Below are 20596 nucleotides of genomic sequence, written 5' to 3' on the forward strand. Positions count from 1 at the left end.
AAATGACTAAAAAATGATTTTAGCCTTTTTATAGGCAACGTATAGGTTTTCAGTATTGTATCGTCTTGATGAAACTAAGTTAAAAAATATATCAGCAATTCAAGTATTTTCACTCTTGTTGTATTCTCAGTAGAATCTGTATAGTTGTTGTGACAGTTACAAACTCTTGACAAGATCTTACAAAATCACTAATTCAGCAACAGATACATGATGCTGAATCGTTGTTGTTAAATGATTAAATGATTTAGGAGCGCATTATGTTTGATGGTTCTGAAAAGTCTTTTGATTCCTCTTTATCAGGATTGGGCAATTCCTTAACTTACCTGGATAAAGACCCTTTCAGTCTTAATCCAACACAGTATAGTTCACAGCAACTTCCATCGTTAAATGCACCTGTTGATAATGCTGGAAATACCCTAGCTACAGCCCGTGCTGTTGGTGCATTAACAGCAACTCAAAGTTTTAGTGATTGGGTAGGAACCGGTGATACTAACGATTACTATAGTTTCAATGTGGGAACACCAAGTAACTTTAGATTGAGTTTAACAGGCTTGAGTGCTGATGCGGATGTTCAGTTACTCAATAGTTCTGGTGGTGTAATTTCCCGTTCTCAAGCTTTTGGTACTACTTCTGAATCGATTACTTGTCAGTTGAGTGCAGGTACTTATTATGCGCGGGTATATCAGTTTAGTGGTGATACTAACTACAGTTTGTCCTTAAATGCTACTGGTGTTGCACCAACTCCCACACCAACTCCCACACCAACTCCCACACCAACTCCCACACCAACTCCCACACCAACACCGATTCCGACAAATTGGTATAGTCAAAATCTACTAGATGCTCAAATTATCACTTTAACCCGTTCCTTAGCTGCTGATGGTAATTTGAGTCGCAATGATATGATTTCCATTTTCCGTGATGCTAAAGATGGTGGTGTAATTGATGCCAGTGAGTTAACTGACTTACGGACTCTTGTTAGTAACTCTACCCTCTTCACTATGGCTGATTCCGTGAAAGTCTTATCTAATAAGATTGCCAATAGTGACGTTGCTAACACTCGTTCTACTATTGGTAACTTGTTTGGTGGTAGTAGTGCTACCCAAATGGAAAATCTGATTGGTAAGTGGTTCTTAGGAAATAATCGTCCTGGTTTGACCAATTCCAGCTATTCCTATCGTTCTGTTAGTGGTTCTCTGTTCCAGAATGGCATTAGTGCTAATGATATTCGACAAGGACAGGTGGGAGATTGCTACTATTTAGCTACTTTATCTTCCATTGCCCAGGAAAACCCGACTTACATCCAAAATATGTTCACGGACAATGGTGATAGTACCTTCACTGTTCGTTTTTATAACAATGGTGTAGCTGACTATTTGACTGTAGATCGTCAGTTACCAACTAATTTATCAGGTAATGCTGTTTATGCTGGTTGGGGTGGAGGTTCGTCTAGTTCCACTAGCAATGAACTTTGGGTTTCTTTAGCTGAAAAGGCTTATGCCCAGTTAGCTGAATCTGGTTGGAGTCGTTCTAGCACTTCTACCAACTCCTATGCAGCTATTTCAGGGGGTTGGATGGATAAGGTAATTCGTCAAGTAACGGGATTAGCCGCTACTTCCCAATCTGTCAGTAATATGACTCAAACTCAACTGATTAATTTGGTTAATTCTAATCAGATTTTAACAGCAGGTTTTGTCTATGGTGCTGGTTTTGGTGTGGTTGATCGTCATGCTTACACCATTACTGCCTATAATGCCACTAATGGAACTTTCTATTTACGTAATCCTTGGGGTTTTGCTCATGCTGATGTCACATTTGATCAATTAGTCTCTTTGAGAGCGATTATCCAATGGTCTAATACCTAGACATCATCTGGTAGCAGTACGAATATTAATTATTTGTACTGCTGTTTATTGATGTAATCATGATTTCAATAATATAAGGTGATGTGGATGAAACCATTATTATTGTTGTTTAGTTTATTAAGTTTTGATAGTATGGTGGATTGTTGTCATTATTTACCTAGAGATTTTCACAGTCAACCATCGTCATACTTACAGTCAAAGGCTGTTAATAAGAAAGTTATGATTAAGGTTTCTTTACTGTCTCAAGAGAATAAGTTACCACCTGTAGGTATTCCTCCCCAACCGAACCGCGATATTGGTTTTGCGACTGTATTTGTCAGCTTAGAAAATCATCAGCAAAAAAATCAAACTGTGATTATTAAAAAGATTGAAGTTCGTAATGTTTCTGATCGTAAATTACAATCTTTCAGTTTTCAACCGAAACGGATTGAATTAAAACCTTTAGAAAATTCGGTAATTGATATTCATCTAACTAATAAAATCGGCTATGCTGGAAAAGATCGAGTAAAGGCAATAATTACCTATCAAATCGGGGAAGAGGTTAATAAAATTGAGTCTGAAGCTGTTGAGGTAGATAGACATTAGCTACTTAATAAGCTAATTGTAATTATCCCAAAGTCAAAATACCAGCTTGAAAATTCACCACCAAAGGCAAAAATTCCAATCACCTTTTTACGAAGAAATTGCCAATATAGTCCTTCTAAATCTTGTTTATTAATTGCTAGAAAACCTGTAAAGCCAGTATCTAACATCGTCCTTTTATTATTAGCGGGCAAGATGCCCGCACTACAAGAAATTTTGGGATATTTTTTTAATTGGAAGTCTTTAAAGAAATTAGGGTTGAATTTGCTGCTGATTCCAACTTAGGTATTTCCTGGGGTACTTCCACCGGGTTGATTGTAGAAATATTGCTGAGGTTATAACCAAAAATCTGATCATAGTTAGAGGCAACAGCTAAAAATGCCCCCCCTAAAATATATATTGGTAATGGGACAGAAAAACCTTGTAACCACTTAAAAAACTCTGCGAATGCAAACAGAACAAAAAAGCATACAAACCAAACTCTCATGATTTCATCTGTTCCTGACTAAGTTATCTTTTCACTTATTTTAGTAGGCACGGGGTAGGCACGGGGTAGGCACGGGGGCGCTACCCCTACCCTACATTAAATCCAAATCTTTTATATAATTAATTTTGCCTGCCGCCTATAACTATTTATTTTCATTTTTCAAAGCTTCTGTAGCTTGTTCAACTGACAGTGGACGATATAATAGGTATCCTTGGACTTCATCACAGTTAATCGAGCGTAAAAACTCTAATTCTGCGGGATGTTCTACACCTTCAGCGATTAATCTCAATCCTAAAGATTGTCCTAGGGTAACTATCGCTTGGATAATATGAGCAACTTTTGGATCTGTAGTTAGTTCTTTGATAAAAGATTGATCAATTTTTAAGTTATGGAATGGTAAGACTTGTAAGCGATTTAGGGAAGAATAGCCTGTACCAAAGTCATCAATGGACAAAAGTAACCCCATTTCTGCTAAATTTTGGAGTGCAGTTGTCGTGAAATTGATATCGGCGATCGCTGTAGTTTCCGTAATTTCTAATTCTAAAAATTCTGGTTTTAGTTGAGTTTCTGTTAAAATATCAGTTAATATTTCTACTAACTTAGGTTGGTCAAATTGCTGAGGAGAAAGATTAACGGCAATTGTAATTGGTTGATATCCCGCATCTTGCCAAGCTTTATTTTGTATACAAGCCTGACGTAATGCCCATTCACCAATAGAGATAATTAAACCGCTTTTTTCCGCTATAGGAATAAAAACAGCGGGAGAAATTACACCCATTTCTGAGTGATTCCAACGCAATAAAGCCTCCATGCCTGTAATTTTACCCGTGGTAATATTAACACGAGGCTGATAGTAAAGCATCAATTCTTTGCGTTTCATGGCATGGCGTAAATTTTTTTCTAAGTTCAATAATTCGGGATTTTTTTGACTGAGAGATTCTTTATAAAATTGGTAATTATTTCTGCCTTCATTTTTAGCATAATATAACGCCGCGTCTGCGTGTTGAATGAGGGTTTCGGCATCAGGACTATCTTTACCCAATAGGGCTATGCCAATACTAGAACTAATATAAAGTTCATGTCCGTTGATATAAAAAGCATCTTCTAAAGTCTGGAGAATATTTTCAGCTATTTGGATAATGGGTGGAATTTCAGTTACTCGTGGTAAGAAAATAGTGAATTCATCACCACCCCAACGAGCCACAACATCTTCAATTCTAATTGTGTCTCTGATTCTTTGGGCGACAATTTTTAATAAATCATCTCCGACTGTATGCCCCAAAGTATCATTGATAATTTTAAAGCGATCCAGATCCAGGAACATCACGGCAATACTTTCCTCTGGCTGAATTATTTTTTGGAGGCCTTGGTTGAGGATATCGTTGAATCGTAACCGATTAGGCAGTCCAGTCAGTAAGTCGTGCATGGCCTGATAGCGGATCTTTTCCTCTATTTGCTGACGTTGACGAGCGCCACTAATACTTGCGGCCATTGTGATCAGGCTAGATTCTTCATGTTTTGACCAATAACGCTCTGATTTGCATTCAACTAAACCCAAACAGCCCCAGAACTGTGTTTCTAATCTTAGCGGTACAAATAGAAGGGATTTAATATGATCTCCCATGAGCAGTTTTTGTTCCTCCGGGGAAAATATTTGGGTAAAGTCGCTAATAGTCTCACCTTGAAAAAGTTTGCTATACCACCGTTCTAATCCAGGGGTTTGATAAGACTGATTTTGCCAATGGGAGTGGGAAGTTTCTGCACCAGATTTAATCCATTTACACTGCATACTAATGGACATTTCTCCGCTCACTGGATGGGGATGAGTTTGGAATAGATAGACTCGTTCTACATTGGTAGCTTCTCCTAATGCTGCCAGTGCTTTTTCGATAGCTAGATCATAGTTCATTTCTGCTAATAAATAATTTGCCGCTTCCGCTACTCCTTGTAATAGGCGATCGCGTTGTTTTAGTTCTAGTTCAGCTTGTTTTTGCTCAGTAATTTCTCTAATAATAAAAGTTCTAATTAAATCACTTTCGGGTAAGTAATGAACAGACTGTTCAAAAATTTGGTTACCAATTGTTACTTCCCGGACAAAGGAATTTTGCGCTTGATTCTTAACTGCTGTTAATAATTGGGTCAAAATTGGGTGTTCCTGACCTATCTGCCTTAAGTTCGGAAATTTGGCCGCTGCTGCCGGATTTAGATATGTTACTCTTCCTGCTAAATCCATTTCAATAATAGCATTAGGAATAAGTTCAGGAAAAGAAGCTAGGCGGGCTAAAGCTGTCTCACTATCAGCTCCAAAATTAATATTTTCTATAATAGCTTTACTAACGTGAGAAACAGAATTTACCTTGCCAGAAAGGAAATTAGACAAGTCACCAGTTCCACAAGACTCAGAAAATATTTGCTCTGAAAGATTAGTAATTACATAGTATTTAGCTTGAGTGTGACTATCAAATGCAATAACATCTCCATTTTGAAGATTATGATGAAGACATTTATTGCCATTTACAAATAAACCGTTAGTGCTTTTTCTCCCTTCGAAGTTACCATCAATAATCCTAAACCCATATTGATCAGTATTGGGGATTGTTACCCTTAATAATATCGCGTGTTGTCTGGATACAGACGCAGAATAAAGAACAATAGCATTTCTTAAATCCCTTCCTAAAGAGTATGTTGCTTCTAGCAAAGGAAGAGTGCGCTGCCCTTTTGGATCTTGGACAACTAATAAATGGCGAATTTTTTCTGTCTCATTCCCTTCCATGCATTTTCCTTACAGTTCTATGTATTTGAATAATTTACGTAAAAATTTTTCTATATTCTGAATTATTACAAAAAAAGGGAACAACGAACAGGGAGCAGAAGCTAAGATTATGTGGGTATTCTCATGATTGGTGATTGGGCAAATGATTGAAGTTGAGCATCTGAGTAAAATTTACGGTTCGACAACGGCAATTACGGATGTTACCTTTAGCGTAGAACCGGGGGAAATTTTGGGGTTTTTGGGTCCTAATGGGGCTGGTAAAACCACAACTATGCGAATTTTAGCCGGTTATTTACCTGCTACCAGTGGAACAGTGAAGATTGCGGGTTATGATGTCCATGATCATTCTCTGTTGGTGCGGCAGCGAATTGGTTATTTACCGGAAACGCCGCCATTATATCCAGAGATGACGGTGGAAGGGTTTTTACACTTTGTTGCTCGGATTAAGGGAGTTTCTTCAGGCGATCGCCCAACAAAAGTAACAGCAGCCATTAAGCGCTGTAACTTAGAAGACAAGCGCAAAGTCATTATTCGCAAACTTTCTAAAGGTTATCGGCAAAGAGTGGGGATTGCCCAAGCGATTGTTCATGATCCCCCAGCAATTATTCTTGATGAACCTACTGTTGGTCTTGATCCCCGGCAAATTATCGAAGTGCGGAACTTAATTAAAAGTTTAGCAGGAACACACACTATAATTTTATCTACTCATATTCTACCAGAAGTGAGTATGACCTGTAACCGAGTTGCTATTATTAATCGGGGGGAAATAGTTGCAACTAATACCCCAGAAAATTTAATGACACAGTTAACAGTTGGGGCAGGATATGAGTTAGAAATCGGCGGAGAAGCAGCTTTAGCTAAACAAATGCTGCAAAATATATCCGGTGTAAGTTTAGTAGAATTAATGCCTAACCATCAGCAATTATCAGAAAATCATACTTGCTTACGAGTCATATTACAGCCAGGAATAGAACCAGGAAAAGAAATTACGGCGGCTTTAATTCGGGCTGGATTTGATTTATATGAAATGCGGCGAATAAATGCCACACTAGAAGATGTTTTCTTAGAACTAACTACAGCAGAAAAGCATTTACCACCAGAGATAACTTCAGAAATTGAAGAAGGAGAAACTGCATAAATGGGTATAGTCATCGCCAATATTATTGCCATTTATCGTCGAGAACTACAGAGTTATTTTGTTTCCCCATTAGCCTATGGAATAGCTAGTGCATTTTGGTTTTTAGCTGGTTTATTTTTCGTGATGATTTTGTTAGGACCAGAAGGAATTTTAGTCACAGTTTCTAGTTATGATTTCCAAGGGCAACAAATGGGAGTTCCCGTCCCAACAATAGATGTTCCCTATGAATTTGTGCGGGCATTTTTAGATAGAATGGGATGGTTAATGTTATTTGTATTGCCTATTCTCTCAATGGGACTCTATGCTGAAGAACGCAAACGAGGAACTTTGGAACTATTAGCCACATCACCAATTACCAATTGGGCTGTGGCTGTGGGTAAATTATTAGGGGTATTAACATTTTTCCTGACAATGATTTTACCCTTAATAGGATTGGAAGCGATCGCTTTATCTAGTTCCAATCCATCCATATCACCCATAATTCCCTTACTTGGTCATTTAGGATTACTCTTACTAGCAGCAGCGATTTTGTCTTTAGGAATGTTTATTTCCTCATTAACAGACAGTACAATTTTATCGGCTGTTCTTACCTTTGCCGTTGTGATTTTGCTGTTGTTCATTGATTTAATTGCCAAAGCCATTCCTGGACCAATTGGTGAAGCCGTGAGTCATCTATCTCTGCTTAAACATTACAACACTCTGATTCAAGGAATTTTTGATACTAGCGGCTTGATTTTATTTGCCAGTTACATTATTTTAGGTATTTTTCTCACTGCCCAATCAATTGATGCACTTAGGTTTCAACGTCAGTAGTCAGTAGTCAGTTGTTAGTTGTCATTGGGAAAATTCTTTCTCCCCCCTACTCCCCCTACTTCCCCTACTCCCCCTACTTCCCCTACTCCCCCTACTCCCCCTACTTCCCCTACTCCCCCTACTCCCCCTACTCCCCGTTCCCTAATGAATAAAAATAAACTTTGGAAACTTGTATTTTGGCTCGGACCATTCTTTTTAGCTGCTGGCTTAACCATTGGTTTAATATCAGAAAAATGGGGAATAATCCCTTTATTATTAACAATACTAGGTCTAGTAATTTGTAGCCTATGGATAATAATACAAAGTCAACAAAGTAAATGGTGGCAAAAACGTTCTACCCAATCTGGTACTAATGCTTTAGTCGCTACCTTATCAGTATTAGTTATCTTGGGATTAATTAACTTTTTAGGTATTCGCTATCATTTGCGACTAGATTTAACAGATAGTCAATTATTTACTCTATCCCCTCAATCAAGGGAATTAGTGAGTAATTTACCCGAAACAATGAAAGTTTGGTTATTCAGTAAAGAACAAAATCTTCAAGATCGAGAATTATTAGATAACTATCATCGTCAAAGTAATAAATTTAAATTTGAGTATCTTGATCCTCAATTAAAGCCAGGAATAGCAGAAAAATTTGGTGTTAAAGATTATGGTGAAGTTTATCTTGAATTTCAAAACAAACGGCAATTAGTCCAGATAATTAATGAAAATGAACGGTTGTCAGAAATAAAATTAACTACTCGTTTACAACAAATTACCAGTTCTACAACTGCTAAAGTTTACTTTCTTCAAGGTCATGGTGAACATCCACTTACAGCTAGTAAAGGAGCAATTTCCCAAGCAATTCAAGGATTAACCGATAAAAACTTGACAACATCAGCTTTAAATTTAGCAGAACAGCCACAAGTTCCTGATGATGCTACTGTTATAGTTGTCGCTGGACCAAAGAAAGAATTATTGACAGGGGAAGTCATAGCTTTACAAAATTATCTTAATCGTGGTGGTAACTTATTATTGATGATTGATCCTAATACCAACCCGAAAATAGACACTATTTTAAAAGATTGGGGTGTGCATTTAGATAATCGTTTGGCCATTGACACTTCTGGGGCAAATTTGCAACTAGGACCTGCTGCTATCTTAGTAACAGAATATGGACAACATCCTATTACTAAGGATTTTGGGAAAAATATTTCTGTATATCCCTTAACTCGTCCTTTGGAAATTGATCCTGTTCCTGGTATCGAGTCTATGGCTTTATTGAAAACCAAACCCTACCCTAGCAGTTGGGCAGAAAGTGATCAGAAAAGTGAAAAATTAGAATTTAATGAAGGTCAAGACTTAAAAGGACCTTTAACTTTAGGAGTAGCATTAACTAGAAAGTCATCAAATCCAATTCCCACAACTTTACCAAGTCCAATTCCCACAAATTCACCAGCACCAATTCCCACAAATTCACCAAGTCCAATTCCCACAAATTCTCAACCTACTGCGAAAGAGTCAAGATTAGTAGTATTTGGAAACTCAAATTTTGCCGCTGATGGTTTATTTGAACAACAATTAAATGGAGATGTATTCTTAAACTCAGTTAGTTGGCTAAGTCAACAAGATCAACAACTTCTTTCAATTCGTCCTAAAGAACCAAAAAATCGCCGGATTGTTATATCAACTCTTCAGGCTAACTTATTAACAATAGCTGCCGTGTTTGTATTACCTTTAATTGGTTTAGGAACAGGTTTTGTGATTTGGCGGAAACGCCGATGAAAAATCAATTAGTAATTCATGATAGTTTCTCATTGAATCAATCAGATTTTTCACTTTTAGAAACAATATTATGGCAAGCTCATGATGGTTATTTTGTTTTAGATTATCATTTACAACGGTTGAAAAATTCAGCAATTTACTTTGATTTTAGTGTTGATATAAATAGCCTAAAAACTCAACTTAATAAATTAGCAGAATCATTTTTAAATCAAGCTTATAAAGTGCGATTACTGTTAAATTCTGATGGTGAGATTACATATCAAACTATGTCTTTATCTCCTGTGAAAAATCAAGAAATAGTCAAGTTAGGTATGTGTTGCACACCTGTTGACTCTACTAATATATTTTTGTATCATAAAACGACTAATCGCCAAGTTTATGAAATAGCAAAAGCCGCTTTTCCTGATTGTGATGATGTTTTATTGTGGAATGAAAGAGGTGAAATTACAGAAACCTCTATTGGTAATATTGTGGTGGAGTTAAATGGAGAATTGCTGACACCTCCGGTAAAATGTGGTTTGTTAGCCGGAACTTTTCGCGCTAATTTACTTGACAAAGGTAAAATTAGAGAAGAAATTATGACAATGGAAACGTTAAAATATAGCAATCGCATCTATATAATTAACTCAGTGAAAAAATGGCGAGAAGCAGTTTTAATTTCTCACTAATTAGGTAATTTATTAATTAATATTCAATATGAAATTTCCAAAAACAACTTTGATTTTAATACTTTTAGCCCTGGGTTTGGGTGGTTTTGTCTACCTTCATGAAATCAAAGGAAAAAATCAGCAAACAGAAATAAAAATCCAAAACCAGAAAATTTTCACTTTTACCGCTGATGATGTCCAATCTTTAACAATTAAAATTAAGGAGACAACATTACAACTAGAAAGAAGAAATACATCTGAAAAACCCCAATGGGAAATCAAATCTCCCATATCAGCACTAGCAAATGATGCAATTGTTTCTTACTTAATGGATTTATTAGTTAAAGGAAAAAGTGAAAGAACAGTATTAATTTCATCCGCTGAATTATCAGAATTTGGTTTAGATAAACCTGTAGCGACTATTGATATTAAACTGAAAAATCAAGAAAGCCATCAATTGATTTTAGGTAAAGGTGATTTTAATAATCAATTTTTATATGCTCAAGCTGATAGTAACAAAAATATGAACTTATTGTTAGTGTCTAAAGATTTTGTAAATGCAGTCAATCGAGACATATCTGAATGGAAACAACCAGCAGAAAAGATTGATATACAACCATTACCTAATCTTCCTTCCCCAACTCCTACAAATAAATAATGTATAATCTCGTTCCCATACTCTGTATGGGAATGGATTCTAGAAGGCTCTGCCTTCATTATAGTCGGGGCAATTCTAGAAGGTTCTGCTCTCAATTATAGTCGAGGCAGAGCCTCTGTGATAGCATTCCCAGTCAGAGACTGGGAACGAGATTTCAAATAGCAAAAATTATTATTTCTTATTTTCAATGACAAAACAAACAGCAACTTTATTAATTTCTTGTCCAGATCAAAAGGGATTGGTAGCCAAATTCGCCAATTTCATCTATGATCATGGTGGCAATATTACTCATGCAGATCAGCATACAGATTTTGAAGCTGGATTATTTTTAACTCGCATAGAATGGCAATTAAAAGGATTTAATTTACCAAAAGATTTAATTGCTCCCGCTTTTAATGCTATTGCTCAATCTTTAAATGCAAAATGGGAATTACACTTTTCTGATACTCTTCCCCGCATTGCTATTTGGGTAAGTCGTCAAGATCATTGCTTATTTGATTTAATTTGGAGATATCACGCTAAAGAATTTCATGCAGAAATTCCGTTAATTATGAGTAATCATCCCCATTTACAACCAGTGGTTGCACAATTTGGCATTGATTATCATTACATACCTATTACTAAAGACAATAAACAAGAACAAGAAGTCAAACAACTAGAATTATTGCATAAATACAAAATTGATTTGGTAGTTTTAGCAAAATATATGCAAATAGTTAGCGCGGATTTTATTGAAAAATTCCCGCAAATTATTAATATTCATCATTCATTTTTACCTGCATTTATTGGTGCTAATCCCTATCATCGCGCCTTTGAAAGAGGAGTAAAAATTATTGGTGCAACAGCCCATTATGCTACCCCTAACTTAGATGCAGGACCAATTATTGAACAGGATGTAGTGCGGGTAAGTCATCGAGATGAGGTGAATGATTTAATTAGAAAAGGTAAAGATTTAGAAAGAATTGTGTTAGCAAGAGCGGTGAGATTGCATTTACAAAATCGCGTTTTAGTTTATGGAAATAGAACCGTAGTTTTTGAGTAAATTTATAATCATAGGTAGGTTGGGTTGACGCAAGGAAACCCAACATCCCAACTCCCAACCCCAACATTATTAATGATTGCGTTGGGTTGCACTGTCGCTTAACCCAACCTACGCCTATCCCCAATTCCCAGACTTTCCACCTGTTTTACTAACTAAATGAATCGCTTCAATCTGAATTGATTTCTCTAACGCTTTAGCCATATCATATAAAGTTAAAGCAGCAATGGACACCGCTGTTAAAGCTTCCATTTCTACCCCAGTTTCCGCTTTAGTTTTCACAGTGGCATCAATTTGATAACCGGGTAGTTGGGCATCGGGGATAATCTCCACAGTGATTTTCTGTAAGGGTAAGGGGTGACAAAGGGGAATTAAATTAGCTGTTTGTTTAGCAGCCATAATTCCCGCTAACCTCGCAGTTGCCAAAACGTCCCCCTTGGGGGTGTTTCCGGCTTGAATAGCGGCGAACGTCTCAGGTAACATTCGCACCTTACCAGTGGCTACAGCTTGGCGAATGGTGGCGACTTTGCCGGATACATCAACCATTTGAGCCTCTCCTTGGGCATCCAAATGGGTTAGTGGAAAAGAATTTGAAAAATTAGCTTGCGTCATTGGGAAAGTCTGTGCTATTATTAAATTCGTGGGTCAAGGGTGTGTAGCTCAGTGGACTAGAGCACGTGGCTACGAACCACGGTGTCGGGGGTTCGAATCCCTCCTCGCCCATTTTATAATTAAAAATGCACAAGTTCCTTTTTTGGAGTTTGTGCATTTTTAATGGGTGGAGGGACTGCGCCCCTACGGTTATCGGTGTTGCTGATTAAGGGTATGAATTTTAGTCTCACGCAAAGGCGCAATCACGCTTCGTGATCTCGAAGATTAGACGCACTGAGGTTTGAGTTTTAAAGGTTCAATTTGGGATTTCATACCTCCGGTTATTTTACGGCATAGATATCTTCTGTGCGACCAAAGGCAAAACGCAGAGATTGAGGGATATTACGACTAGACTGGGTAAGGAAGATGATCATGGCTATTACAGTTAAACCCGTAGTCAAACCAAACATATTCCGATAACCCAGGGTTTCGGCAAATGTACCAAAAATTGGACCAGCTATAGCTAAACCGATATCAAATCCCATTAAGGAAGCACCAAATATTCTCCCGCGTTCGTGGGGTAAAGCCCTATCTGTCATTAATACAGAAATCATGGGAATGAGTGTACCAGAAGCAGCACCTTCCATCAATGCTCCTAATAAGAACATGAAGGAGTTATTTGCTTGCCAAACGCAGATGATAGAGAGTGTATAAGCTATTAAACTCATGGTGACAAACAAACCCCGACCATATCTATCAGAAGCTTTACCACTAAATAATCTACAACTAAAACTGGAGACAGCGGCAGCAGAGAAAAAGAAACCTGGATTTAAATCAACGCCGGTTGATTTGATAAATAGGGAGATAAAAGTATGCAAACTACCTAAAGTCAAACCACTCAGCAATAAGACAATGGCCGGAATTCGCACGCGAGGACTAGTTAATATTTGCCAAAAGTTATCATTTTTGCTGTTATGTGGTTTGGTGATAATAGGTGGATTGACAATGGGGATTATACATAATAAACCCATGCCACCTAAAGCCGCAGATGATAAAAATAACGGAGTATAACCAGCACTTGCTTGCAAAAATCCCCCGATAGCGGGGCCAAGTGCTATTCCCAGGGGATTAACTAAACTCATATAACCGACGACTTCACCGCGACGGTGTTCTGGTGCTAAATCGCTGACTAAAGCAATGTAAGCTGTGGCAAAAGCGGCGATACTAATGCCATGAAAGGCACGAATTACCATCAGGGGAATAATTGATTTTACACATAAATATCCCAAAGGAGCGATCGCTGCCACGGACATTCCAATCAATAATACTATCTTACGACCCCGTATATCTGCTAAAGCCCCCATTGACGGGCGACATAGCAACATCCCAATGGCAAAGCTACCCATAACAATGCCAATTTCTTGTTTGCTTGCACCAATATGTTCAATATATAAGGGTAAGGTAGGCAATAACGAAGCCAAACCTGACCAGAAAAACAAACCCGCTGCAAATAACATGAGCAGGTTTTTTCGCAGTTCAGCGTCAAAAGTATCAAAAGTTTTCACGGCAGATGCAATAATGCAAAAAGTATTATTTCTCTATTGTTACGTTACTTTCTATTTTCTCTTGCCATAATATTTTTCGCCACAACTTCCCGCACCCGATAGATTGGTCGTCCTTGAGATTCATGATAGGTCCGCATCAGTAATTCTGCCAAAAGGCCGAAGCAAAATAGTTGTACTCCTGTTACTAAAAGCAACACTGCCAAAATCAATAAAGGACGGCTACCAATATCTACATGAAAAGCCAATTTGATAACAGTCAAATATATACCTATTCCTCCCCCAGAAACCATAGAAATTAAGCCTAATAGCCCAAAAACGTGCATGGGACGGGTGAGAAACTTCTTCATAAACAGAATAGTTAATAAATCCATCAATACCCGGAACGTCCGCGATATGCCATACTTACTTTGTCCAAAACGTCGCGCATGATGACGGACAGGTACTTCTGTAATTCTCGCCCCTTCAATATATGCCAATGCAGGTAAAAAGCGGTGTAGTTCTCCATAAAGATTCATATCTGCAACCAACTCGGAGCGATAAGCTTTCAAAGAACAACCATAATCATGAATATAGACGCTTGTAGCCCGACGAATTAACCAATTGGCAATTTTAGAAGGAAGCAACCGATTTAATGCCCCATCTTGACGATTTTGCCGCCAACCACTAACTAAATCATAACCCTCCTCTAGCTTTGCTAATAACATGGGAATATCAGCGGGGTCATTTTGCAAATCAGCGTCTAAAGTCACAATTACTTTAGCTGTAGCATAATTAAAGCCCGCAGACATAGCCGCAGTTTGTCCATAGTTACGTCGCAAAATGATCGCTTTTAAATCAGTGCGCGTTTGGGCTTGTGCTTTGAGAAATTCTGCTGTACCATCACTAGAACCATCATCTACACAAATAATTTCATAGTTCAATTCACTAGCGGTGAGAGTCGAAGAAATGGCTTCTAGTAATAAAGGTAAACTTTCGACCTCATCTTTTATGGGGACAACTATAGATACATCTAAAATTGGTAATTGGTAATTGGTCATTGCTAATAACTGATTTGAAAGGGAAATAGATCCCCGACTTCTAAAAGAAGTCGGGGATCTGGGGAGTAACTTTTCATAACTCTACCAGCACCGCGTAGTTGTTGATAGTAAGCCTGACTAACTTTGTCTCCCTGTGACGAAAGTTGGTCAATACCAATACCGTTGCGTCCTTGATCTTTTCCTGAACTGTGAATATAGCAATTATTACCCAAATATAAGCCTACGTGGGTGGCTTTTTGAGGAGTGCCAAAAAAGATTAAATCCCCTGGTTGTAATTCTTTAATATCAATTGTTTGGGTAAAAGCTTCTTGTTGATAAGCATCTCTTGGTAGCCAAATACCTACGGATTTAAATGCTGCTTGCATTAAACCAGAACAGTCATAATTAGGTGCAACTGTGCCACCCCAAAGGTAATAATTATCTTGTGCTTTTGCTGCTTGGGTAAAAGCGATAATTGTGGGTACGTGTTGTTGAATTTCTGCGGCTGAAATGAATTGGGGTTGATATAGTGTTTCTGTCAGTTGAAGAAACTGTAAATCTGGAACAGATAACCATCCTGGATAGTCATCTTCACATAAACAAACTTCTATTGCTGTATCTTGATGATTTGATGTTATTCGTAAATGTCGTCCTGTTGCAGCTTGGGTGGATAAACTTATACATTCAGGAGAATCATAGAGATTCAAGTTAGTTAAACATTGATATTGTGCTAATTTTAGATTACTCATTTTTTGGAGAAATAATTTAAAAGATGTTTTGAAAGTCTATGCAATGTGTAATTCGTCATTTTGTTGATCAAGAGTTTTATGAGGATTGCAAGTTTGATTAAGTTTTGTTAAATCAAATATCATATTAAATTACCTAAAATGAGTTTAATTAGATTTCATACCTCAGCAATTATACAGGTAATGATAGAATCAAGCCAGAAACTAGACTCTGAATACCATAAGGACATTATTCACAAATGGTTTTTTTTAATCAAGATCAACAACTAGAAAATATCGGTAATCAAATTGTAGAGGCAACTTGGGCAGAGTTTCCCACTTTAGCAGCAAATCAAATTGCTTTGACTTGGGTTGTCTATGATCCTCCCGCACCAGTGAATACGGGTGGTGCGCTGACTCCTAATGCTTTTTGGGAACATCCGGTGCGGGGTTTTAGCTATCGGGGAGGAGAACGGATTTATCCGGCCAGTGTGGTGAAGTTATTTTATTTGGTGGTGGTGCAAGAATGGCTAGAAAAAGGTATGAGTCAAACTTCGGGAGAATTAAACCGGGCTTTGACGGATATGATCGTTGATTCTAGTAATGATGCTACCAGTTTAATTGTGGATATCATCAGTGGGACTACTTCTGGTCCGCTGTTAAGTCCTGGGCCTTTTGAAACTTGGAAATATCAACGCAATATTATTAATCGCTATTACCAGTCCTTGGGGTGGGAGGAAATGCAAGCAATTAATGTCTGTCAAAAAACCTGGGGTGATGGTCCCTATGGCCGGGAAAGGGCTTTTTATGGGGAGATGTTTGAAAATCGGAATATGGTGACGACGGATGCGACTGCGAGATTATTACATAGTATCGTGGGTGGGATAGCGGTTTCTAGTATGCGATCGCAATCTATGATGAATTTAATCAAACGTAATATTAACCCTGATGACTTACCCCAAGATGTGGAAGAAGACCAGGTTACAGGCTTCTTAGGCGGTGGATTACCTCAAAATAGTCAAATCTGGTCAAAAGCAGGTTGGACAAGCACAGTCCGCCATGATGCGGCTTATATTGAATTACCAGATCAACGTCCTTATCTGTTGGTGGTGTTTACAGAAGGGAAAGCACAAGCTAAGAGTCGGGAAATTTTACCTTTTGTGTCTGGAAGAATTGCAGAAGCGATCGCTAATTTATAAGAGCATCCGGTAAGCGTAAAACGAGCGCGGCTTGGCTTCCTGAGATATAAGCGACACGAGGGATTTTAATCCCTGTGGTATGTTAGAATTAAATTGTGAGTAAGAACAAAAAACATCTATGTGTTGAAGCATCCTAGTACGGAGAAATCCCGGCTTCTATGAAACAACGGTTAGGTTCAAGTCCTAACGGCAGTATGACTTAAAAGAGCGAGTAATGGCAGGGTGTGGAGCGTACCGAGTCTTGGCTTAGTGATGGATTCTGAAAACATTGAAAACAATGAAAGTAAGCGCAATTTCAACACCTTGATTGGCAGTTGTTTTGAGCGTCTAGGCGGCGTTTGGCGGTCGCAGCGAGATTGGATTGGGCTAAACCCTTGATCTAATTCTGTCAGTAGAATCTCAGTGGCTTGGCTCCCTGAGAGTGTCAAAGAATTGCAATTGCTGGGACTTAGCAACGGAAATAGGTAAAAATGGGGCGGATTTTTATTTCTGCGGCACATGGTGGCACAGAAGCGGGTAAAAATGACCCCGGGGCGATCGCTGGTGGCACAACGGAAGCAAAGGAAATGATTCTTTTGCGAGATTTAGTGGTGACAGAACTCCGCACCCGTAACGTAGAAGTTTTAGCTGTTCCTGATGATTTGAGTGCGGCTCAAACCATCGCTTGGATTAATGCTCGTGCTAATTCCAAAGATGTAGCGCTAGAAATTCAAGCCAATGCTGCTAATAGTCCATCGGTGCGGGGAGCAAGTGCATTTTATATTGCCAAAAATGACCAACGCAAACAAAATGCCGAAATGGTATTAATGGCACTTTTGCGTCGTGTCCCCCAATTACCAAATCGCGGAGTGAAACCAGATACAGATAGTGGCTTGGGTAATTTACAATTTTGTCGTCAAACTGTGATTGGAGCTTTATTACTACAAGTCGGTTTTTTAAGCAGTCCTGAAGATCGGGCTTTATTACAAAGTCGTCGTCGTGATTTTGCCATCGGAATTGCGGAGGGACTAACTACTTGGAGTCAAGCAAATGATCCTCAACAACCAAAAACCGAAAATTATTCTAGCATTAATATCAATATTAATGGACAAAATTACGCTGAACAAGGAGTATTAATTAATGGGAATGCTTACATCCCAATTGATTTAGTAGATCGGTTACGGATTGATATTTCCAAATTAGCTAATTTACGCCGAATTACCTATCGCCAAATAGTGTATATTAAAGCTGTAGAACTTCGAGATTCTCATATTTCTATTGATTGGGATAGTGCCACGCGCACAGTAAAATTACGCTCAATTTCAACAGTTTGTCCTGGACAAATTGAGCAACTTATCTCCAATGGTAATACATCAGAAGTACAGCTACAACTATTTCTAAAAACCAATAATGAAACCGCCATTACACAGTTTCCTGATCTTCCTAAACTATATCGAGAAGAAGCAACAATTGAAGGCATAAATCATGATATTGCTTTTTGTCAAATGTGTTTAGAAACTGGATTTTTACGGTTTGGTACTGACATTAAATCCCAGCAAAATAACTTTGCCGGTTTGGGTGCAGTTGGTGGTGGTGCGGAAGGAGCATCATTTCCCAGCGCCAGAATTGGTGTCAGAGCGCATATTCAACATTTAAAAGCCTATGCCAGTTTAGAACCTTTAGTCCAACAAGAAGTAGATCCTAGATTTCGCTTTGTGACTAGAGGAGTTGCGTCGTCAGTTCATCAATTGTCAGGGCGCTGGTCTGCGGATTTAGACTACGGAATTAAAATTACAGCTATTCTCAGAAGACTCTATGAATCAGCAAATCTTTTGTAATTAGGGAACTCTTAACAGGCAACATAGGAATAATATTTGATTTTTGAAATATATGTAGGGTGGGCATTGTCCACCTACTTAAAATTTTTTAAACATCATTTATGATTCCCATAGGAGGAAAATGTTCTTCATTCTTCATTCTTCATTCTTCATTCTTCATTCTTCATTCTTCATTCTTCATTCTTCATTCCTGAACTCCTGATAGCGAAGCGTGGCGTTAGCCATACTCCTGAACTCCTGATAGCGAAGCGTGGCGTTAGCCATACTTCTGAACTCCTGATAGCGAAGCGTGGCGTTAGCCATACTTCTGAACTCCTGAACTCCTGACTCCTGACTCCTGACTCCTGACTCCTGTTATAGTGCTATTAATGATGATTTGGAACAATATTTGTGTTTCCCCTCTACGATGACAACCCCACCCGAATTACTCCATATTTTACCTATGGGTTAATTGGAATGAATGTCCTAGTTTTTCTCCATGAAATAAACTTGTCAAATCTACAACTAGAACAGTTTTTTCAATTGTATGCTGTCATACCGCAAGAATTAACCATTAACTGGAGTCGAGAGTGGACAACCTTATTTACATCACAATTTTTGCATGGAGGTTGGTGGCACTTAATATCCAATATGGTCTATTTGTGGGTATTTGGTAACAATATTGAAGACCGCTTAGGACATTTTAAATATCTATTGTTTTATTTAACCTGTGGCGCTATAGCTGCTCTATGTCAATGGTTTATTGGTATGTACTCTGCTGTTCCTTCCTTGGGAGCAAGTGGGGCAATTTCTGGAGTTTTGGGAGCATATTTAATCTGGTTTCCTCAAGCAAGAATTACCACTTTAATCTTTTTAGGTTTTTTTATCACCACAATTAATGTTCCGGCATTAGTGATTATTGGTATTTTCTTTGTGCAAAATCTCATTTCTGGTTTTGCTAGTCTCCAAGCAGCAGCTAAAATGAGTGTAGAAACGGGAGGAGTCGCCTATTGGGCGCATCTTGGAGGTTTTGTTGTCGGAAGTATTTTTGCACTGGTAAATAGAGAATAGAAAGTAGGTAATAAAATCCTTATTCTCATCCTGTTAATCCTTTAATCCTGAATATCTTGATTCAGACAGAAAATCCTGTTAATCCTTTAATCCTGGACATCCTGATTCTGACAATTTTCATATTAAATATTCAAATCTCGTAAAGCTAAACGAATTTGCTCTAAGCGAGTGCGGTTGACACCAAAATCAGAATCTCCCACACGAGAAGAAGAACGAATATGAATAACTGAATCATTGCTAGGAAAATAAAATTCTACATCATCAACGAATTTGAAAATGCGACTTTTAGAAATCGCATGAATATAATTATCTGTTTGTTCTATAACTGTGGTGCGGGGAACAACCGTGAGAACTTTGAGTAAAGTTTCTCTAGCTTTATCTCGTGTTACATCATAAGTGATTGGTGCAATAGCGTGTTTAGCATCAGCATTTTGACTGACAACACAGTTAGGGGAAGTTGGACAAGGACGAAGAGAACCTGATTCAATTCCCAAGTCAGAAGCCGAAGCAGTTGCAGGAACTATGCAACTAATGATCAGAGTTAGAAATATCGAGAAAATAATATTCCGTAGTCGGGCGATTGTTGTTAAATTGGACATAATCAGTTAATTACTATATTCTGTGATTTAAGATATATTATCAGCTTTTGATATATTATTGTCTGAATCGGGCGCATATAGTCGCTGGGGAAAGTACCAATGTACTTATACTGCATTCGGGTAAATGGGTATGATAATCGCACTGATATTATAGAGTGAACGTCTAAATATGGGTAGGGGGTAGAAACAGCTTGATAATTTCTACCCATAACTATCCATATATTACTGTTTGTCCAAGTCTTCAATAAGTTGATCAACAAATTCC

20 protein-coding genes and 1 tRNA gene are annotated in these 20596 nt (G+C 38.1%); 12 read left to right on the plus strand and 9 right to left on the minus strand.

Annotation, left to right across the window (positions count from 1 at the left end):
* The first annotated feature begins 257 nt into the window (after nucleotides 1-257).
* Nucleotides 258-1865: a C2 family cysteine protease gene (locus tag AN490_RS01165; RefSeq protein WP_299999167.1), complete on the plus strand. Its 1608-nt coding sequence runs from the start codon at nucleotides 258-260 to the stop codon at nucleotides 1863-1865.
* Nucleotides 1866-1952: 87 nt separating this feature from the next.
* Nucleotides 1953-2450, plus strand: coding sequence for a hypothetical protein (locus AN490_RS01170; RefSeq protein WP_299999168.1), 498 nt, complete (start codon nucleotides 1953-1955; stop codon nucleotides 2448-2450).
* On the opposite strand, the gene AN490_RS01175 is transcribed toward AN490_RS01170, so the two are convergent.
* The 3 genes from AN490_RS01175 to AN490_RS01185 form a co-directional block, all read right to left on the minus strand.
* Nucleotides 2447-2617, minus strand: a complete 171-nt coding sequence (locus tag AN490_RS01175) for a hypothetical protein (RefSeq protein ID WP_299999170.1) — start codon at nucleotides 2615-2617, stop codon at nucleotides 2447-2449. The genes AN490_RS01170 and AN490_RS01175 overlap by 4 nt on opposite strands.
* A gap of 59 nt (nucleotides 2618-2676) precedes the next feature.
* Nucleotides 2677-2934: a hypothetical protein gene (locus AN490_RS01180; protein ID WP_148762694.1), complete on the minus strand. Its 258-nt coding sequence runs from the start codon at nucleotides 2932-2934 to the stop codon at nucleotides 2677-2679.
* A gap of 142 nt (nucleotides 2935-3076) precedes the next feature.
* The gene (locus AN490_RS01185; RefSeq protein WP_299999176.1) at nucleotides 3077-5707 is read right to left on the minus strand and encodes an EAL domain-containing protein; all 2631 of its coding nucleotides are present in this window, start codon (nucleotides 5705-5707) and stop codon (nucleotides 3077-3079) included.
* Between the two features lie 142 nt (nucleotides 5708-5849).
* Between AN490_RS01185 and AN490_RS01190 the strand changes: the two genes are divergently transcribed.
* The 6 genes from AN490_RS01190 (at nucleotide 5850) to purU (ending at nucleotide 11772) form a co-directional block, all read left to right on the plus strand.
* A complete protein-coding gene (locus tag AN490_RS01190; RefSeq protein ID WP_015081195.1) occupies nucleotides 5850-6845 on the plus strand; it encodes an ABC transporter ATP-binding protein in 996 nt (331 codons plus the stop codon).
* Nucleotides 6846-7658, plus strand: coding sequence for an ABC transporter permease (locus AN490_RS01195; protein ID WP_299999191.1), 813 nt, complete (start codon nucleotides 6846-6848; stop codon nucleotides 7656-7658).
* 144 nt (nucleotides 7659-7802) lie between these two features.
* Complete coding sequence (locus AN490_RS01200) at nucleotides 7803-9425, plus strand: Gldg family protein (RefSeq protein ID WP_299999193.1); 1623 nt, start codon at nucleotides 7803-7805, stop codon at nucleotides 9423-9425.
* Nucleotides 9422-10093, plus strand: coding sequence for an aminotransferase class IV (locus tag AN490_RS01205; RefSeq protein WP_299999195.1), 672 nt, complete (start codon nucleotides 9422-9424; stop codon nucleotides 10091-10093). Before AN490_RS01200 ends, AN490_RS01205 begins: the two co-directional genes overlap by 4 nt.
* Before the next feature lie 28 nt (nucleotides 10094-10121).
* Nucleotides 10122-10730: a DUF4340 domain-containing protein gene (locus AN490_RS01210; protein WP_299999197.1), complete on the plus strand. Its 609-nt coding sequence runs from the start codon at nucleotides 10122-10124 to the stop codon at nucleotides 10728-10730.
* A 187-nt stretch (nucleotides 10731-10917) separates the two neighbouring features.
* Nucleotides 10918-11772, plus strand: coding sequence for a formyltetrahydrofolate deformylase (gene purU, locus AN490_RS01215; RefSeq protein ID WP_299999199.1), 855 nt, complete (start codon nucleotides 10918-10920; stop codon nucleotides 11770-11772).
* A 114-nt stretch (nucleotides 11773-11886) separates the two neighbouring features.
* Here purU and moaC read toward each other — a convergent pair whose 3' ends face one another.
* The gene (moaC, locus tag AN490_RS01220) at nucleotides 11887-12381 is read right to left on the minus strand and encodes a cyclic pyranopterin monophosphate synthase MoaC (RefSeq protein ID WP_213710582.1); all 495 of its coding nucleotides are present in this window, start codon (nucleotides 12379-12381) and stop codon (nucleotides 11887-11889) included.
* Between the two features lie 37 nt (nucleotides 12382-12418).
* On the opposite strand from moaC, the gene AN490_RS01225 reads away from it, so the two are divergent.
* Nucleotides 12419-12492 (plus strand) — tRNA-Arg (locus AN490_RS01225).
* A 209-nt stretch (nucleotides 12493-12701) separates the two neighbouring features.
* On the opposite strand, the gene AN490_RS01230 is transcribed toward AN490_RS01225, so the two are convergent.
* Genes AN490_RS01230 through AN490_RS01240 form a run of 3 tightly spaced genes read right to left on the minus strand, consistent with a single transcriptional unit; the run spans nucleotide 12702 to nucleotide 15690 of the window.
* A complete protein-coding gene (locus AN490_RS01230; protein WP_299999204.1) occupies nucleotides 12702-13925 on the minus strand; it encodes an MFS transporter in 1224 nt (407 codons plus the stop codon).
* A gap of 44 nt (nucleotides 13926-13969) precedes the next feature.
* Nucleotides 13970-14962, minus strand: a complete 993-nt coding sequence (locus tag AN490_RS01235; RefSeq protein ID WP_299999206.1) for a glycosyltransferase family 2 protein — start codon at nucleotides 14960-14962, stop codon at nucleotides 13970-13972.
* A 2-nt stretch (nucleotides 14963-14964) separates the two neighbouring features.
* The gene (locus AN490_RS01240; protein ID WP_299999208.1) at nucleotides 14965-15690 is read right to left on the minus strand and encodes a C40 family peptidase; all 726 of its coding nucleotides are present in this window, start codon (nucleotides 15688-15690) and stop codon (nucleotides 14965-14967) included.
* 236 nt (nucleotides 15691-15926) lie between these two features.
* On the opposite strand from AN490_RS01240, the gene AN490_RS01245 reads away from it, so the two are divergent.
* Nucleotides 15927-16865 carry a serine hydrolase gene (locus AN490_RS01245; protein ID WP_299999210.1) on the plus strand — a complete coding sequence of 313 codons (939 nt, stop codon included), beginning with the start codon at nucleotides 15927-15929 and terminating at the stop codon, nucleotides 16863-16865.
* Nucleotides 16866-17335: 470 nt separating this feature from the next.
* The gene (locus tag AN490_RS01250; protein ID WP_299999212.1) at nucleotides 17336-18682 is read left to right on the plus strand and encodes an N-acetylmuramoyl-L-alanine amidase; all 1347 of its coding nucleotides are present in this window, start codon (nucleotides 17336-17338) and stop codon (nucleotides 18680-18682) included.
* A gap of 177 nt (nucleotides 18683-18859) precedes the next feature.
* Here AN490_RS01250 and AN490_RS01255 read toward each other — a convergent pair whose 3' ends face one another.
* Entirely contained in the window at nucleotides 18860-18985 is a 126-nt protein-coding gene (locus tag AN490_RS01255) for a hypothetical protein (RefSeq protein WP_299999214.1), read from the minus strand.
* A gap of 87 nt (nucleotides 18986-19072) precedes the next feature.
* Here AN490_RS01255 and AN490_RS01260 point away from each other — a divergent pair, with 87 nt between their 5' ends.
* On the plus strand, nucleotides 19073-19732 hold the full coding sequence (locus tag AN490_RS01260; protein ID WP_299999216.1) for a rhomboid family intramembrane serine protease: 660 nt from the start codon (nucleotides 19073-19075) through the stop codon (nucleotides 19730-19732).
* Nucleotides 19733-19854: 122 nt separating this feature from the next.
* Here AN490_RS01260 and AN490_RS01265 read toward each other — a convergent pair whose 3' ends face one another.
* Nucleotides 19855-20331: a DUF1499 domain-containing protein gene (locus AN490_RS01265; protein ID WP_168694793.1), complete on the minus strand. Its 477-nt coding sequence runs from the start codon at nucleotides 20329-20331 to the stop codon at nucleotides 19855-19857.
* Between the last annotated feature and the right edge of the window lie 265 nt (nucleotides 20332-20596).

The organism is Anabaena sp. AL09 (genome assembly GCF_001672255.1).
In the GTDB taxonomy this organism is placed as follows: Bacteria; Cyanobacteriota; Cyanobacteriia; order Cyanobacteriales; family Nostocaceae; genus Dolichospermum; species Dolichospermum lemmermannii.

Bases quoted from the DNA above. Each gene is read 5' to 3' on its own strand.
- AN490_RS01165 (WP_299999167.1), top strand. From the start codon at position 258: ATGTTTGATGGTTCTGAAAAGTCTTTTGATTCCTCTTTATCAGGATTG.
- AN490_RS01170 (WP_299999168.1), top strand. From the start codon at position 1,953: ATGAAACCATTATTATTGTTGTTTAGTTTATTAAGTTTTGATAGTATG.
- AN490_RS01175 (WP_299999170.1), bottom strand. From the start codon at position 2,617: ATGTTAGATACTGGCTTTACAGGTTTTCTAGCAATTAATAAACAAGAT.
- AN490_RS01180 (WP_148762694.1), bottom strand. From the start codon at position 2,934: ATGAGAGTTTGGTTTGTATGCTTTTTTGTTCTGTTTGCATTCGCAGAG.
- AN490_RS01185 (WP_299999176.1), bottom strand. From the start codon at position 5,707: ATGGAAGGGAATGAGACAGAAAAAATTCGCCATTTATTAGTTGTCCAA.
- AN490_RS01190 (WP_015081195.1), top strand. From the start codon at position 5,850: ATGATTGAAGTTGAGCATCTGAGTAAAATTTACGGTTCGACAACGGCA.
- AN490_RS01195 (WP_299999191.1), top strand. From the start codon at position 6,846: ATGGGTATAGTCATCGCCAATATTATTGCCATTTATCGTCGAGAACTA.
- AN490_RS01200 (WP_299999193.1), top strand. From the start codon at position 7,803: ATGAATAAAAATAAACTTTGGAAACTTGTATTTTGGCTCGGACCATTC.
- AN490_RS01205 (WP_299999195.1), top strand. From the start codon at position 9,422: ATGAAAAATCAATTAGTAATTCATGATAGTTTCTCATTGAATCAATCA.
- AN490_RS01210 (WP_299999197.1), top strand. From the start codon at position 10,122: ATGAAATTTCCAAAAACAACTTTGATTTTAATACTTTTAGCCCTGGGT.
- purU (WP_299999199.1), top strand. From the start codon at position 10,918: ATGACAAAACAAACAGCAACTTTATTAATTTCTTGTCCAGATCAAAAG.
- moaC (WP_213710582.1), bottom strand. From the start codon at position 12,381: ATGACGCAAGCTAATTTTTCAAATTCTTTTCCACTAACCCATTTGGAT.
- AN490_RS01235 (WP_299999206.1), bottom strand. From the start codon at position 14,962: ATGACCAATTACCAATTACCAATTTTAGATGTATCTATAGTTGTCCCC.
- AN490_RS01240 (WP_299999208.1), bottom strand. From the start codon at position 15,690: ATGAGTAATCTAAAATTAGCACAATATCAATGTTTAACTAACTTGAAT.
- AN490_RS01245 (WP_299999210.1), top strand. From the start codon at position 15,927: ATGGTTTTTTTTAATCAAGATCAACAACTAGAAAATATCGGTAATCAA.
- AN490_RS01250 (WP_299999212.1), top strand. From the start codon at position 17,336: ATGGGGCGGATTTTTATTTCTGCGGCACATGGTGGCACAGAAGCGGGT.
- AN490_RS01255 (WP_299999214.1), bottom strand. From the start codon at position 18,985: ATGGCTAACGCCACGCTTCGCTATCAGGAGTTCAGAAGTATGGCTAAC.
- AN490_RS01265 (WP_168694793.1), bottom strand. From the start codon at position 20,331: ATGTCCAATTTAACAACAATCGCCCGACTACGGAATATTATTTTCTCG.